General features: G+C 60.3%; 12 protein-coding genes. 7 read left to right on the top strand and 5 right to left on the bottom strand.

All coding sequences use genetic code 11. The annotated features are described in order from the left end of the window. Positions 1-6: 6 nt before the first annotated feature. Positions 7-471, bottom strand: a complete 465-nt coding sequence (locus tag CS390_RS18935) for a CopD family protein (protein ID WP_065760433.1) — start codon at positions 469-471, stop codon at positions 7-9. Positions 472-568: 97 nt separating this feature from the next. On the opposite strand from CS390_RS18935, the gene dinG reads away from it, so the two are divergent. The 5 genes from dinG to pdxH all read left to right on the top strand — a co-directional run bounded on the left by dinG (position 569) and on the right by pdxH (position 8,037). Next, positions 569-2,713 (top strand): ATP-dependent DNA helicase DinG, encoded by a 2,145-nt coding sequence (gene dinG / locus CS390_RS18930; RefSeq protein ID WP_065760432.1) that lies wholly within the window; start codon positions 569-571, stop codon positions 2,711-2,713. Between the two features lie 82 nt (positions 2,714-2,795). Beyond that, complete coding sequence (locus CS390_RS18925; RefSeq protein WP_099775596.1) at positions 2,796-4,994, top strand: beta-galactosidase; 2,199 nt, start codon at positions 2,796-2,798, stop codon at positions 4,992-4,994. Between the two features lie 150 nt (positions 4,995-5,144). Continuing rightward, the gene (locus tag CS390_RS18920; RefSeq protein ID WP_065760430.1) at positions 5,145-6,290 is read left to right on the top strand and encodes a serine hydrolase domain-containing protein; all 1,146 of its coding nucleotides are present in this window, start codon (positions 5,145-5,147) and stop codon (positions 6,288-6,290) included. Positions 6,291-6,390: 100 nt separating this feature from the next. Next, positions 6,391-7,371, top strand: a complete 981-nt coding sequence (locus CS390_RS18915) for an OmpA family protein (protein WP_099775595.1) — start codon at positions 6,391-6,393, stop codon at positions 7,369-7,371. 18 nt (positions 7,372-7,389) lie between these two features. Next, entirely contained in the window at positions 7,390-8,037 is a 648-nt protein-coding gene (pdxH, locus tag CS390_RS18910; RefSeq protein WP_065760428.1) for a pyridoxamine 5'-phosphate oxidase, read from the top strand. Here pdxH and CS390_RS18905 read toward each other — a convergent pair. Continuing rightward, the gene (locus CS390_RS18905) at positions 8,034-8,270 is read right to left on the bottom strand and encodes a hypothetical protein (RefSeq protein ID WP_099775594.1); all 237 of its coding nucleotides are present in this window, start codon (positions 8,268-8,270) and stop codon (positions 8,034-8,036) included. The genes pdxH and CS390_RS18905 overlap by 4 nt on opposite strands. Before the next feature lie 150 nt (positions 8,271-8,420). Here CS390_RS18905 and CS390_RS18900 point away from each other — a divergent pair, with 150 nt between their 5' ends. After that, positions 8,421-8,885, top strand: a complete 465-nt coding sequence (locus CS390_RS18900) for a glycine zipper 2TM domain-containing protein (RefSeq protein ID WP_065760426.1) — start codon at positions 8,421-8,423, stop codon at positions 8,883-8,885. A 70-nt stretch (positions 8,886-8,955) separates the two neighbouring features. On the opposite strand, the gene nhaA is transcribed toward CS390_RS18900, so the two are convergent. Beyond that, on the bottom strand, positions 8,956-10,137 hold the full coding sequence (gene nhaA / locus CS390_RS18895; protein WP_099775593.1) for a Na+/H+ antiporter NhaA: 1,182 nt from the start codon (positions 10,135-10,137) through the stop codon (positions 8,956-8,958). Positions 10,138-10,362: 225 nt separating this feature from the next. Here nhaA and CS390_RS18890 point away from each other — a divergent pair, with 225 nt between their 5' ends. Beyond that, positions 10,363-11,457: a PLP-dependent cysteine synthase family protein gene (locus tag CS390_RS18890; protein ID WP_065760585.1), complete on the top strand. Its 1,095-nt coding sequence runs from the start codon at positions 10,363-10,365 to the stop codon at positions 11,455-11,457. Positions 11,458-11,513: 56 nt separating this feature from the next. On the opposite strand, the gene CS390_RS18885 is transcribed toward CS390_RS18890, so the two are convergent. Both CS390_RS18885 and CS390_RS18880 read right to left on the bottom strand, forming a co-directional pair. Further along, positions 11,514-13,127, bottom strand: a complete 1,614-nt coding sequence (locus CS390_RS18885) for an NAD(P)/FAD-dependent oxidoreductase (protein ID WP_099775592.1) — start codon at positions 13,125-13,127, stop codon at positions 11,514-11,516. A gap of 103 nt (positions 13,128-13,230) precedes the next feature. Continuing rightward, entirely contained in the window at positions 13,231-13,896 is a 666-nt protein-coding gene (locus tag CS390_RS18880) for a COG3650 family protein (protein ID WP_065760583.1), read from the bottom strand. Between the last annotated feature and the right edge of the window lie 35 nt (positions 13,897-13,931).

Raw genomic sequence — 13,931 nt, 5'->3', positions numbered from 1 at the left:
GTGATATCACACCAGCAGACGTGAAGAGGCCACCGCTACCACGGCCAGGCCCAGCAGCAGGTTTACGCCGACCAGTCGACGAATCCGCCCGAGCACACCGGCACCTGCCGACCAGTCTTCAGCCTGTACGGCCTTGCGCAATGCAGGCAGCAGCAACGTCTGGATACGAATAAACAGCGCCAACATGGCGATAGCGCCGCCAATCATCACCTGTACATAGCGTGGGGCCGTTTCAAAACCGGCAAAGCGCAGGTGCAGCATGCCCATGCCGCTGATCACCAGCACTGCGACGGCGACCCAGACCCATACGAAAAAACGCTGAAACACTTCTACCCAGAGGCGCAGGCGAGCAGGGCCGTCCAGGGCGGCAACAGCGGCCGGGCGCAGTACCAGCCAGGCGAAGAACATGCCGCCGACCCAGACCAGGGTGGCCAGAACATGCAGGCTATAAGGGATGGCAAAGGCGGTCATCGGGAACTCCGTTCAGCGCAAAGGGCAATAGCGGGTTATGATAGCGGCCCAATCGAAACACTGAAAATATATCCAGCCCTTCGGGCGCCCCGACACCATGATCAGCAACGAACTCAAATCCCAAATTCAGGGCGCCTACTCGCGTTTTCTCGAAGCCAAGAGCCTCAAGCCGCGCTATGGCCAGCGCCTGATGATTGCCGAAGTCGCCAAAGTATTGGGCGATATCGAGTGCGACGACGAGGGACGACGCAGCGGCGACCCTGCGGTGGTGGCGGTCGAGGCCGGTACCGGTACGGGTAAAACCGTGGCCTACAGCCTCGCTTCGATTCCGGCGGCCAAGGCTGCTGGCAAGCGCCTGGTGATTGCCACCGCCACGGTTGCCCTGCAGGAGCAAATCGTATTCAAGGACCTGCCGGACCTGATGCGCAACAGTGGCCTGAACTTCAGCTTCGCCCTGGCCAAGGGGCGTGGGCGCTACCTGTGCCTGTCCAAGCTCGACCTGCTGTTGCAGGAAGGCCATGCACAGTCGGCGACGGCCCAGTTGTTCGAGGAAGAAGGCTTCAAGATCGAGGTGGACGAAGCCAGCCAGAAGCTCTTCACCAGCATGATCGAGAAACTTGCCGGCAATAAATGGGACGGTGACCGCGACAGCTGGCCTCAGGCTCTGGAGGATCAGGACTGGGCACGGTTGACCACTGATCACAGCCAATGCACCGGCCGACATTGCCCGAATTTCCAGCAATGTACCTTCTACAAGGCCCGTGAAGGCATGGGCAAGGTCGATGTCATCGTGACCAACCATGACATGGTCCTGGCCGACCTGGCCCTGGGCGGTGGTGCAGTGCTGCCCGATCCGCGCGACACTATTTATGTCTTCGACGAAGGGCACCACCTGCCGGACAAGGCCATTGGCCATTTCGCGCACTACACGCGTTTGCGCTCCACCGCCGACTGGCTTGAGCAAACGGCCAAGAACCTGACCAAGCTGTTGGCCCAGCATCCACTGCCGGGCGACCTCGGCAAGCTGATCGAACAGGTGCCGGAGCTGGCGCGAGAGATCAAGACGCAGCAACAGTTCATGTTCACGGCCTGCGAGCAACTGGCGGATTTCCGTGCCGGTGAAGACATGGAGGGCCGTGAGCGCCCGCGTCACCGTTTTGTGGCTGGCGTGGTGCCTGAGCACATGCGGGAAATGGGTATTGAACTGAAGAAAGGCTTTTCGCGCCTGAACGACCTGTTCACCCGCCTGACCGAGTTGCTCAAGGAGGGTATGGATGGCGAGGTGAACATCGGCATCGCCAGCCATCAGGCTGAAGAGTGGTACCCGCTGTTCGGCAGTTTGTTGATGCGCGCCCAGGGCAACTGGGAACTGTGGACTGCCTTTACCGCCGAAGATCCCGAGGACAGCCCGCCCATGGCGCGTTGGCTGACCTTGGCTGAAAGCGGCGCATTGTTTGACATTGAGGTTAACGCCAGCCCGATCCTTGCCGCCGAAATGCTCCGGCGCAACCTCTGGAGCGTGGCTCATGGCGCACTGGTTACTTCCGCTACCCTGACAGCCCTCGGTAAATTCGACCGTTTCCGCATGCGTGCGGGTTTACCCAAGGCCGCTGTGACTGCGGTTGTGCCGAGCCCGTTTCACCATGTCGACGCAGGCGTGCTACGTGTGCCTGATTTGCGCGCCGACCCCCGTGATGCGGCTGCACATACAGCCGCGATCATCCGCGACCTGCCTGAGTTGGTCGAAGGCTCGCGGGGCTCGCTGGTGCTGTTCTCGTCGCGTAAACAGATGCAGGACGTCTTCGATGGCCTGGACCGTGATTGGCGCAAGCAGGTGTTTATCCAGGGCAACCTGTCCAAGCAGGAAACCTTGAACAAGCACAAAGCGCGGGTGGACGGTGGCGATTCCAGTGTGCTGTTTGGTTTGGCCAGTTTTGCTGAAGGTGTCGACCTGCCGGGGGCCTACTGCGAGCACGTGGTCATCGCCAAGATCCCCTTCGCGGTACCCGATGACCCGGTTGAAGCCGCGTTGGCCGAATGGATCGAAGCGCGAGGCGGTAATCCGTTCATGGAGATTGCTGTCCCGGATGCGTCCTTGCGCCTGATCCAGGCCTGTGGTCGCCTGCTGCGTACAGAGGAAGACCGCGGCATCATTACCCTGCTTGATCGTCGCGTGGTCACTCAACGCTATGGCAAGGCTATTCTCAACGCATTGCCACCGTTTCGCCGGGAAATTTCCTGACGCCCGGAGCTTAATGTACCTGGGCGTTGTCTATCACTGAGATCAAGGCCCCACCCGGGTCATCAAGGAGAGCTCCAGCCTTATGCTTCACCGCACCCTGCCTGCCGTATTCGCCCTGTTGTTCGCTCAGCCGCTTCTGGCCGGGCAACAGACGCTGTTCAGCTTCGTTCGTCCGACCGCCGTGGTGCAGGTCGCGACCGAGGATGCCAGCTTGCCGCAGTACAATGCAGAGCAAACGGCGGAAGGCGAGGTGCTGCGGCGTGTGGTTTTCAACCCGGTGCAGCGTCCGAGCCTGCGGCTCAGCCCGCAGACGGGGGCCTGGGACTGGTCAAATGCAAGCGCCATGACCTTGCGCCTGCAAAGTGCGATGGATTGGGCACTGACGCTGGATGTCACGCTCCAGAGCAGCGATGGCAAGACCCTTACCAGTCGCATCGACCTGCCCGCCGGGCCTGCGCAGACCGTATGGGTGCCGCTCAAGGCCAGTTCACCGCTGAGCCAGGGCATGCGTGCCGGGCCACCGATGCCCTGGGTACATGAAGGCCAGCGTGTGCTGCTGACCAGCAGTGCGGGCGAACTGGACCTCTCGCAGGTGGTGTCGGTGACCTTGTCGATGACCAAGCCCAATGTCGCGCAAAGCGTGCTCATCGAGCGTTTCGGCACACAGGACGACGATCAACTGCAAAAGGCCGCTTATACCGGCATTATCGATGGCTATGGCCAGTTCAGTCGTGGTCGCTGGCCTGAGAAGGTGACCAGTGATGAGCAACTGCGTAGCGCTGCAGCCAAGGAACAGCAACAGCTCAAGGGGTGGCTGGCAGAGCGTGCCAAGCTGCCGCTAGACACTTTCGGTGGCTGGAAGGGTGGGCTGTCCTTTGAGGCCAAGGGCTTCTTTCGTACCGAGAAGCGCGACGGTCGCTGGTACCTGGTCACACCTGAAGGGCATCCGTTCTACTCGCTAGGGGTCAACACCGTGGCTGCAGACGGTGGCCGTACCTATGTCGAGGGCCGTGAGGCGATGTTTACGAGCCTGCCGCAAGGCCAGGAGCGGCTGGCGTCCCTTTACGGTGAAGGGAACAATCACGATGGCAATGGTTCCTCCCGTGGTCGCGCGTACAATCAGGGCCGCTGGTTCGATTTCTATGCTGCCAACCTTGAACGCAGTTACGGCCAGCCCTGTGCCGATGCCAGTCACTGTCCTGCGGTGAGCCTTGATGCCAAGCGCTGGCAGTCTCATGCCCTCGACCGATTGCAGGCCTGGGGCTTCAACACCTTGGGGAACTGGAGCGACCCGGCCCTGGGGCAACTTGGTCGCGTGCCTTACACCCTGCCGCTGGCCATCGTGGGCGACTACAGCAGTATCAGTACCGGGATGGACTGGTGGGGGGCCATGCCCGACCCGTTTGATCCGCGTTTTGCGATGGCGACCGAGCGCGCAGTGGCCATCGCTGCGCGTGATCACCGGGATGATCCGTGGTTGATCGGATACTTTGCGGATAACGAATTGGCCTGGGCGGCACCGGGCGACGACCCGAAGGCCCGCTATGCCTTGGCGTTCGGTACATTGCGCCAGACTACGGACGTGGCCGCCAAGCGCGCATTTCTCAAGCAACTGCGAGACAAGTACCGCAACCAGGAGGGGCTGTCCAAGGCCTGGGGCATCCAGCTGACGGCCTGGGAACTCATGGAAGACCCGGGATTCGAGGCGCCACTGCCTAATCCTGAGCACCCCGAGATAGAGGCGGACTACCAGTATTTCCAGAAGGTATTTGCGCAAACCTACTTCAAGACCATCGACGACGCGTTGAACTGGCATGCGCCCAACCACCTGTTACTGGGCGGCCGCTATGCGGTGAGCAGTCCGGAGGCGGTTGCAGCCTGTGCCGAGTACTGTGATGTGATCAGTTTCAATTTCTACACGCCCACGCCTCAAGATGGCTATGACTTCACTCAGCTCAAGGCACTGGACAAGCCGGTACTGGTGTCTGAGTTTCAGTTCGGCTCACGGGACCGTGGGCCGTTTTGGCCCGGGCCAATGGAGGTTGCCCGGGAAGAAGACCGAGGGCCTGCCTATGCGAACTTCCTCAAGGCCGCTTTGGCCGAGCCTATGATTGTTGGCGCGCACTGGTTCCAATACATGGACCAGCCTGCCAGCGGACGTTTGCTCGACGGCGAAAACGGTCACTTTGGTCTGGTCGGCATTACCGATGTACCGTTCCAGGGTTTTATTGGTGCCATACGCAAGGCCAACCTGCAGGCCCAGGAACAGCTCGCCAAGTAGGGGGCAACTCTCGGCTCCTGCGGTTGTTGCAGGAGCCGATCTGGGCGGTATTGTCCCGCGCAACCATTCGCCAGCTATCTGTTCCCAAATCGGCGTCAGGCTGGAACAATGCACGCCATTTAGAACACGGGTTGTGCAGGGAGTCGGCGGGTGCAGATTCAGGGTCATTACGAACTTCAGTTCGAAGCGGTACGCGAAGCCTTTGCCGGCTTGTTTGACGATCCTCAGGAGCGCGGCGCAGCGCTGTGTATTCAGGTTGGCGGAGAGACGGTGGTCGATCTTTGGGCCGGTAGCGCTGACAAGGATGGCGAGCAGGCTTGGCACAGCGACACCATCGCCAATGTGTTCTCCTGCACCAAGGCCTTTACTGCCGTGACTGCACTGCAACTGGTCGGTGAGGGCAAGTTGCAGCTCGACGCGCCAGTGGCGCGCTACTGGCCGGAGTTCGCAGCGGCAGGTAAAGAAGCCATCACCCTGCGCCAGTTGCTTTGCCATCAAGCCGGCCTGCCTGCCATCCGTGAATTACTGCCTGCCGAAGCGTTGTACAACTGGCAGACAATGGTCGATACCCTTGCCGCCGAAGCCCCCTGGTGGACGCCCGGTACTGCCCATGGCTATGCCGCGATTACCTTCGGTTGGCTGGTTGGCGAATTGATTCGCCGCGCTGATGGTCGGGAACCGGGTACCTCAATCGTTGCACGTACCGCACGGCCATTGGGCCTGGATTTCCACATCGGCTTGGCCGATGAAGCGTTTCACCGCGTTGCTCACGTCGCCCGTGGCAAAGGTGTGATGGGGGATGAAGCGGCCCAGCGCCTGCTGCAAGTGACCATGCGCGAGCCCCAGGCATTATCGACACGAGCGTTTACCAACCCGCCTTCGGTGCTCACCAGCACCAACAAGCCAGAGTGGCGCCGTATGCAGCAGCCAGCGGCCAATGGTCATGGCAATGCCAGAAGCCTGGCCGGTTTCTATGCCGGTTTGCTGGAGGGCAGCCTGCTTGAGGCGGAGCTTCTGGATGAGTTGACCCGCGAGCACAGTATCGGCCAGGACCTGACCTTGCTGACGCAGACCCGGTTCGGCCTGGGCGTGATGCTGGATCAACCAAACGTTCCCAATGCCACCTTTGGCCTCGGGCGCAGGGCGTTCGGGCACCCGGGAGCGGGTGGTTCGGTTGGCTTTGCCGACCCTGAATATGATGTTGCCTTTGGCTTTGTCACCAACACCCTGGGCCCCTATGTGTTGATGGACCCGCGTGCCCAGAAACTTGTACGGGTGCTAGCGACGTGCCTGTGACCAGTCATGTCGACCAGGTGCTGGAACCCATGGCCCATTTTGCTTTCCAACGGCCCGGCTGTATCGGCCGATTCTTAATCCTTTTTACGGTGTATCGTTGATGTACTCTCATAAAACGCTCGCGCTTGCTTTGTGCCTTGCCGTAACCGGATGCGCCCAGCACCCGCAGAACGCTTCGGCGAAAAACGATCATGGCTGGTGGCCATTTGGTGGTAGCGAAAAGGTTGCTGATCAGGATGTGAAAAAAGCGATCGATGAGAAAGTGGCCAAGGCCGACGCCAAGTCTGAAAGTGAGAGCCACGGGTGGTGGCCATTTGGCGAGAGCAAGAAGGTAGATGCACCCAAAGCCTTGAAGATGCCTGATCCGAAGGTGACCCAGGCCTGGCTCGACAACTATGAACCGCGCTTGCGTGAAGCGATCAAGGGCAGCAAGTTCGAACTGGAGCGCCGTGATAATGTACTGGTCATCACCGCGCCGGTTGACAGCTCGTTCAACCCTGACCGCCCTGCAATGTTGCTGCCGGTCACGTTAGGGCCGATCACTCAGGTGGCCAAGGTCATCGAGAGCGATCCCAAAACAGCTGTTTTGGTCGTGGGGCATGGTGATAGCAACGGTGCGACAGCGGCTAACCAGAAGACCAGCCAGGAGCGGGCACAGTCGGTGGCAGCGATTTTCCGTCTCAGCGGCCTGCAACGTGACCGCTTGATGCTGCGTGGCATGGGCTCGTTGATGCCGCGTGCGGCCAATGACAGCCAGAAAGGCCGTGCGTTGAACCGCCGGGTGGAGATGGTACTGACCCCACAAGACACCATGCTGGCGTTGCTCAGCAAGTACAGTCAACCAACGCCAAGCCCGGCTGAACTGGTTGCTGTACAGGATGCCAAAGCACCGGCCAAGGCCGCAGCCAAACCATCGGCAAAGGCACCGACCAAGAAAGCCGCGGCGGCCAAGAAAACCGTAGCGAAGAAGAACACCGCGGTGAAGAAGGCAGCAGCCAGCAAGCCAGCTGCCAAGCCAACGGCCAAGAAAGCGCCAGCGGCGAAGGATGTTGCTGCCGTCAGTACCGCGAAGACCAACTGATCGTCAAGGAACGCTGCTATGACCCAGACCCTGGCCGATATGCGCCGTGACTACACCCGTGATGGACTGGCTGAAGCCCAGGCACCGAGCGAGCCTTTCGTTCTGTTCCACCAATGGTTCGCTGAAGCTGTTAAAACCGAACAGCCGCCTGTAGAGGCCAACGCCATGACCCTGGCGACGGTCGATGCAGATGGCCGTCCACATTGTCGCGTGTTGTTGCTCAAGGGGCTGGATGAGCAGGGTTTCACGTTCTTTACCAACTATGACAGCGCCAAGGGCATGCAACTGCTGTACAACCCCTATGGCGCCATGACCTTCTTCTGGCCAGCCCTGGAGCGGCAGGTGCGCATTGAAGGCAAGGTGGTCAAGGTGTCGCCACAGGAGTCCGATGCGTACTACCAGGTTCGCCCTTTGGGCAGTCGCCTGGGGGCCTGGGCTTCACCGCAGAGCCAGGTGATTGCAGACCGTGCAGAGCTCGAAGCGTTGCTCAAGGACACTGAGCAGCGCTTCAGCGACAGCCAGCCGCATTGCCCTGAGCATTGGGGCGGTTACCGTTTGCTGCCCGATCGCATCGAATTCTGGCAGGGGCGTCCAAGCCGTTTGCATGACCGCCTCAACTACCGCTTGGTGGATGGGCACTGGGTGCGTGAGCGCCTGGCGCCTTAACTCGCCTGATACCCGGCAGCTTCGCGTTCCAGCCAGGCTGCCAGGTCACGGCGTTTGACCTTCTGGGTCTTGGCGCTGTCCAACCGCTTTAGCATGTACTCACGCTTCAGGGGATCGCTACCTGCCAACGAGAGCGCCAGGTCACGGTCCGACCAGCGCTTGATGCGGACGTAGAGCGACCAGTGGAAGTACAAACCCGCGACGGTAGTGGCCGCGATGATGAAGTAATCCATGTTTATCCTTGCGCAGTAAAAACAGTTTTTACAGACCGGTCGATGGGCCGCCTGTACGGACGCTGTATGGAAGCAATTTTATACTGCCGCTGTCGTGACAGCCGTCAACGCGCGGAGTCTAATGGCAACTTGTCTTTTGGAGATGATCCTATGCGTAAATCTGTTCTGCTGGTAGCGTCCGTGACCACCCTGTCACTGCTTCTTGGTGGTTGTGCGTCCAGCCTGACCGGTGACTCCTACTCCCGTGATGAGGCTCGGCGCGTGCAGACCGTACGCATGGGGACCATTGAGTCTCTGCGACCGGTGAAAATCGAAGGTACCAAGACGCCTATCGGTGGTGGTGCGGGTGCCATCGTTGGTGGTGTAGCCGGCAGTGGCGTTGGTGGTGGCCGTGGCAGCGTGGTGGCCGCTGTGATTGGCGCGGTTGCCGGCGGCCTGCTCGGCTCTGCGGCAGAAGAGGGCATTACGCGTACTCAGGGTGTTGAAATCACCGTGCGCGAAGATGATGGGAGCATGCGCGCCTATGTGCAACAGGTCCAGGAAAACGAGATTTTCCGCGTGGGTGACCGTGTACGCATCATGACCGTCGACGGCACCAGTCGCGTCACTCGCTGATACCCCGGCGCATAAAAAACAAAACCCCGACGCGGCTTGGCCGGTCGGGGTTTTTTGTTGCCTGCGTGCTTCAGGCCTTGGCGGTCTTGCGGCTGGCCATTGCCGTGATTGCATATCCGATCAGTGCGGCAAGGATCGAGCCAGTCAGGATACCCATTCGGTCCATGCCGGCAAATTCGCTGCTACCCGGCTCAAACGCCAGTGAGCCGACGAACAGGCTCATGGTGAAGCCAATGCCGCACAGAATCGCCACACCGAGAATCTGCCCCCAGTTGGCGCCGGTCGGCAAGGCCGCGAGGCCAGTCTTTACGGCGATCCAGGTCAGGCCGAATACACCAACGGTCTTGCCCAGCAGCAAGCCAATGGCGATGCCCATGGGCACGTGGTGGGTGAAGCTTTCTACCGTGACACCGGCCAGCGAAACGCCAGCATTGGCGAAGGCAAACAGCGGCAGGATACCGAAGGCGACCCACGGGTGCAGGGCGTGCTCCAGGCTCATCAGCGGAGACGGCTCGGCGTTTTTCGTGCGCAGCGGGATACACAGTGCCAGCGTGACGCCTGCCAGCGTGGCATGTACACCGCTCTTGAGTACACAGACCCAGAGGATCAGGCCGACGATCATGTAGGGCCCAAGCTTGATGACGCCCAGTCGGTTCATCGCGATCAGTGTCAGCAGGCAGGCGCCCGCCAACATCAGCGACAGGCTCGACAGCTCACCGGAGTAGAACAGGGCGATGACAACGATCGCGCCCAGGTCATCAATGATCGCGAGGGTCATCAAGAACAGCTTGAGCGATACCGGGACCCGCTTGCCGAGCAGTGCGAGCACGCCCAGGGCGAAGGCAATGTCGGTCGCGGTAGGGATAGCCCAGCCCGCCACCGCAGCCGGGTTGTCCTTGTTCAGGAACCAGTAGATCAACGCCGGTACAACCATGCCGCCAATCGCAGCTGCGCCGGGCAGAACCACTTGCGAGGGTTTGGACAGGTGCCCATCAACCAACTCGCGCTTGACCTCAAGGCCAATGAGCAGGAAGAACAGCGCCATCAGGCCATCGTTGATCCACAATAGCAGAGGCTTGGCGATTTTAAGCGCGCCGACCTGGGCAACGACAGGCACCTCGAGCAGGCCATTGTAGAGAAAGGACAGGGGTGAATTGTTGACGATAAGTGCCAGGGCGGCTGCAGCAATCAGCAACAGACCGCTGGCAGCTTCCAACTGAAAGAAACGAGTGAAAGTGCTACGCAGAGGCAAGGTCGCTCTCCATCCTGAAATTCAAAAAAGGGATACACCCTAACCTGTGAGCTTAGGCATTAAAACAAAAATTATATTCTTTTTTGTTATAAGCTGTTGCTCAGCATTAGGACGGCCAGCCTAGCAGTCGAGTCGGAAATTTGAGTGCAGCCGTATCTGTCTGTCTTGTAGGAATTTTCCTTATGACCCGCTGGGGTCATTGACCACAATCCATGAGAGTCCAGTATGAGCAACCAACGTCAGTGGGCGCGTGAAGCCATTCGAGTCATTGAAGCAGACTTTCAGCGTAGTGCTGATACTCATCTGATTCCTTTGCCACTGCCTGGATTTCCAAGCGTTGAGCTGTACTTCAAGGACGAATCCAGCCATCCAACGGGCAGCCTCAAGCACCGTTTGGCCCGCTCGCTGTTCCTGTATGCGCTGTGCAACGGCTGGTTGCGCCCTGGTGCGCCGGTTATCGAGGCATCCAGCGGTTCCACGGCGATTTCTGAAGCCTACTTTGCCCGGCTTCTGGGGCTGCCGTTCATTGCGGTCATGCCGGCCAGCACGTCCCAGGAAAAGATCGCACAGATCGCTTTTTACGGTGGTCAGAGCCATCTGGTACAGGACCCCACGCAGATCTATGCAGAGTCTGAACGCTTGGCCCGCGAGAGCGGCGGGCATTTCATGGACCAGTTCACCTATGCTGAACGCGCCACCGACTGGCGGGCGAACAACAACATTGCCGAGTCGATCTTTACCCAGATGCGCTTTGAGCGCCATGCAGAGCCTGCCTGGCTGATATCCAGCCCAGGAACCGGCGGCACTACCGCGACGTTGGGGCGTTATGTGCGCTACCGCCAGCATGCCACCCGGGTGTTGTGTGCCGATGCCGAACGTTCAGTGTTCTTTGAGAGCTATTGCAGCGGTGACCGCTCGTTGCGGCTGGAGTGTGGTTCGCGCATCGAAGGCATAGGTCGGCCAAGGGTTGAAGCCTCGTTTCTACCGCAGGTGATCGATGCGATGGTCAAGGTGCCCGATGCCTTGTCGCTGGCGGCCATGCATTACCTGGCACAGCGTCTTGGCCGGCATGTCGGCGGTTCCAGCGGGACCAACCTGATCGGCGCGTTGGCGGCGGCGCAGCATATGAAGGCTGCGGGGGAGGCGGGGTCGATTGTTGCCATTCTGTGTGACAGTGGCGAGCGCTATGCCACCACTTATTACGATCAGGCCTGGTTGAATGGGCAGGGGTATCAGCTTGACGGCCTGATTGCAGCCGTCGCCGCCTGCGCAGAGCGCGCAGAGCCCCTACCGGAAAGCGTGTTGCACGCTGGTCTGTAGAGCCCCCGTACAGCTGTCGGCACCTGCAATCCGCTTGCAGGCACCGACAGATCGGATCAGTCGTTGAGGCCCAGCATCTGCCGCGCGACGGCTTCGGCGATACGAATGCCATCGACGCCGGCAGAGAGAATGCCGCCGGCATAACCGGCACCTTCACCGGCCGGGTACAGGCCTTTGATGTTCAGGCTTTGCATGTCCGCACCACGGGTGATTCGTAGCGGCGAGGAGGTGCGCGTCTCGATCCCTGTGAGCACGGCATCGTGCAGGTTGTAGCCTTTGATCTGGCGGTCGAAGGCCGGAAGGGCTTCGCGGATCGCTTCAATGGCGAAGTCCGGCAGGCTTGGCGCCAGGTCGCCCAGGCTTACACCTGGCTTGTAGGAAGGCTCGACGCTACCCAGTGCGGTAGAGGGGCGACCTGCGACAAAATCACCGACCAGCTGTGCCGGGGCCTGATAGTTGCTGCCACCCAGTACATAGGCATGCGCTTCCAGGCGCTCCTGCAGCTCAATGCCTGCCAGCGGGCCACCCGGGTAGTCTTGTTCGGGGGTGATACCCACGACAATACCGGAGTTGGCGTTGCGTTCATTGCGCGAGTACTGGCTCATGCCATTGGTGACCACGCGGCCAGGCTCGCTGGTCGCAGCGACCACGGTACCGCCTGGGCACATGCAGAAGCTGTAGACCGCGCGACCGTTCTTGGCGTGGTGAACCAGTTTGTAATCGGCTGCGCCGAGCTTGGGGTGGCCGGCGTATTTGCCCAGGCGCGCCTTGTCGATCAGCGATTGCGGGTGCTCGATACGGAAGCCGATCGAGAACGGTTTGGCCTCCATGAACACACCACGGGCGTGCAGCATACGGAAGGTGTCACGGGCACTGTGGCCCAGGGCCAGAACCACATGCCGGGAATGCAACTGTTCGCCGTTTTCCAACACCACACCCTGCAACTGATCGTTGTCGATCAGCAGGTCGGTAACCTTCTGCTCGAAACGAACCTCGCCTCCGAGCGCCTGAATCTCATGACGCATGTTTTCGACCATGCCGGTCAGGCGGAAGGTACCAATATGCGGTTTGCTGACGTAGAGGATCTCTTCTGGCGCGCCGGCCTTGATGAACTCGTTCAGCACTTTGCGGCCGTGGTGATGCGGGTCCTTGATCTGGCTGTAGAGCTTGCCGTCGGAGAAGGTCCCGGCACCGCCTTCGCCAAACTGCACGTTGGATTCTGGGTTCAGTACGCTTTTACGCCACAGGCCCCAGGTGTCCTTGGTGCGCTGGCGTACTTCCTTGCCGCGTTCAAGGATGATCGGCTTGAAGCCCATCTGGGCCAGCAACAGGCCTGCAAAGATCCCGCAGGGGCCGAAGCCAACCACGATCGGGCGCTCGGTCAGGCCTTCAGGGGCTTGGCCCACCGGCTTGTAGCTGACATCCGGAGCGGGGCCGATGTTGCGGTCATCGGCGAACGTTTGCAGCAGCGCGGCTTCGTCACGCACGTTCACATCGATGGTGTAGATGAACAGCAGTTCGGTGTTCTTCTTGCGCGCATCGTAGCTGCGCTTGAACAGGGTGAAGTCCAGCAACTGGTCATCGCTGATGCCCAGGCGTTGCACAATGGCTTCGCGCAGGGCTTCGTCAGTATGGTCCAGCGGCAACTTCAGTTCAGTGATTCGTAGCATGACAGGGTCCAGTATCCCGGCCATGGAAGGGCCGGCAGCTTTGCACAAACCGCCAAGTATAAGCCTTTCATCAGCGCTTCAGGCAGGATAAACGCGCCGACGGTCAGTCGTTGCGTGAACCACCGTAGTAACCGCAGCCACGCAAGGTCTTGCCGTTGATACGCAGCTCTGCACTCAGGTGCTGTACAGCGCCTGTCATGCTATCGACGCAGCGTTGTGGCGCGACCCACAGTTCTACGCGCTGGCCATTGGCTTCGCTACTCAGGTTGAAGCGGCCATCGGGCAGTTGCTCTTCCAGATAGGGCAGCGCCAGGGAGGCTTCCTGAGGGCGGTCAAGCACCATGCCCTTGCCACTGACCTTCATGCTCCAGTCGGGTTCATGGCCGCTGGCGCGCAAGGTCAGGCGCTTGAAGTTGGGGTCGCTGCAGGCGCTGTTGGAGCGCTCGACCCGGTACAACTGGTGTACGTTGAACTGGCCATCGTTGCCGCTGTTGCTACTGAGCGTACCGCGTACGTCGGCAAACAGTGCGCCGGGCTCGCTGGCCAGGGTAGCGGCTTCCTGCAAGAGGCTGGTGTTGCCGCTGTCCTGAACCACAAAGCGGCGGCTTTCTCCACAGGGTTGGAACAGCAGCTTGCCTCCCTCGGCCTTGAGCTCACCCTGCAGACGGGTCATTCCCGCCGTAGAGACCGAGGTCTTCTCGGCAAACATCTGGCAACCGGCAAACAACGGCAGCAGGGCGGCTAACAACAGGGAAGGGGCGACACGCATCGAAAGAGCTCCAGGTCTCTACCGGAAAAGTGTCG

Source organism: Pseudomonas sp. HLS-6, assembly GCF_002753995.1.
GTDB lineage: Bacteria > Pseudomonadota > Gammaproteobacteria > Pseudomonadales > Pseudomonadaceae > Aquipseudomonas > Aquipseudomonas defluvii.
Note: the sequence above shows the minus strand (reverse complement) of the source record. Positions and strands in the feature narration are given on the sequence as shown.

Bases quoted from the DNA above. Each gene is read 5' to 3' on its own strand.
- CS390_RS18890 (WP_065760585.1), top strand. From the start codon at position 10,363: ATGAGCAACCAACGTCAGTGGGCGCGTGAAGCCATTCGAGTCATTGAA.
- CS390_RS18900 (WP_065760426.1), top strand. From the start codon at position 8,421: ATGCGTAAATCTGTTCTGCTGGTAGCGTCCGTGACCACCCTGTCACTG.
- CS390_RS18885 (WP_099775592.1), bottom strand. From the start codon at position 13,127: ATGCTACGAATCACTGAACTGAAGTTGCCGCTGGACCATACTGACGAA.
- CS390_RS18905 (WP_099775594.1), bottom strand. From the start codon at position 8,270: ATGGATTACTTCATCATCGCGGCCACTACCGTCGCGGGTTTGTACTTC.
- pdxH (WP_065760428.1), top strand. From the start codon at position 7,390: ATGACCCAGACCCTGGCCGATATGCGCCGTGACTACACCCGTGATGGA.
- CS390_RS18915 (WP_099775595.1), top strand. From the start codon at position 6,391: ATGTACTCTCATAAAACGCTCGCGCTTGCTTTGTGCCTTGCCGTAACC.
- CS390_RS18925 (WP_099775596.1), top strand. From the start codon at position 2,796: ATGCTTCACCGCACCCTGCCTGCCGTATTCGCCCTGTTGTTCGCTCAG.
- CS390_RS18935 (WP_065760433.1), bottom strand. From the start codon at position 471: ATGACCGCCTTTGCCATCCCTTATAGCCTGCATGTTCTGGCCACCCTG.
- CS390_RS18880 (WP_065760583.1), bottom strand. From the start codon at position 13,896: ATGCGTGTCGCCCCTTCCCTGTTGTTAGCCGCCCTGCTGCCGTTGTTT.
- dinG (WP_065760432.1), top strand. From the start codon at position 569: ATGATCAGCAACGAACTCAAATCCCAAATTCAGGGCGCCTACTCGCGT.